The sequence below is a fragment of the Bartonella sp. MM97QHHN genome, from assembly GCF_042194285.1.
Taxonomy (GTDB): Bacteria; Pseudomonadota; Alphaproteobacteria; order Rhizobiales; family Rhizobiaceae; genus Bartonella.
The window spans coordinates 1-1,033 of record NZ_JBHIMS010000106.1 but is presented as its reverse complement, the minus strand read 5'-3'; the positions used below and the strand labels follow the sequence as shown (position 1 = coordinate 1,033).

Sequence of the window (1,033 nt, the reverse complement as noted above, 5' to 3'; positions counted from 1 at the left end):
TCACTCTCCAGCTCCTCTAAACCACTCAACACGCATATAAACGAGACATCGTGCTATCAAGCACATTCTGTCGTCAAAAACAACAGCATAAAACAATAAGAAATCTCTTTTAAAACTTTCTACTCAAATAGGCAAAACTCTCTGTACAGCGCATTAAGCAACCTTTCTCCAAAGATAATGATCTGAACAGAAGAGTTTTGTCCAGTGCTGTCAGTGTTGTCAGTTCTTTTTAGAGCCTATATTATTTTTTTAAATGAGAGAAAATTAAAAACATTATATTTCAATATGTTAGCATTTTAATGATACAACCTATATCGACAATACAACCTTAAATACAATCCATAATATATATTTGTCAGTTTGTGTCAGTAAATTAAACTGACAAAATAGACTATTTTAGTGACTCATAAAACCTATCAAAATACTCATTATGATATCTTAAAAGCACATAGTTCATTTGTCTTGATGAACACGTGAAACGAACAGCAAAATTCACTATTTTGCTGATTTTACCTCATGTCATAGGCTGTGGATAAGTAGCCTTTAATAAAATTTCTTTTTAAGCAGGTTGTGGGTCTTTAGCACCCTTTTTTTATTTTATTATTGCTATTTGTTTTAAATAGATCTAGCAGATTCTATTTAAAGTTTTTTGACACCGATAGATCAACGCTTATAAAGCGGTGGGGTTTTATTATAAATGCTTCAATCTCATAACAAACCACTGACATTACGCTCTCTGTTACAATCCTACCGTGATCATACAGAAAGTGCGCGCGATAGAGGAACTTCTTTTGAAAAGTTTGTAATTGCTTATTTGACGCAAGACCCTCTACAATGCCAAGAATATGAAAAGGTTCAAACCTATTGTGAATGGGCAAAAGAGCATGGGGAAGATGGGCGTGATATCGGCATTGATCTGGTTGCTAAAATTCGTGATGAAGAAGGATATGCCGCTATTCAATGTAAGTTTTATAGTGCAAATCATCAGATCAAGAAAGAAGATATTGATAGCTTTATTGCTGCCTCGGGAAAA

At 33.8% G+C, this 1,033-nt stretch carries 1 protein-coding gene; it reads left to right on the top strand.

The features are described 5' to 3' along the window. Window positions 1–697 precede the first annotated feature (697 nt). Window positions 698–1,033: restriction endonuclease (locus ACFIJW_RS09130; protein ID WP_375634163.1), on the top strand; the 336-nt coding region annotated here is incomplete at its 3' end.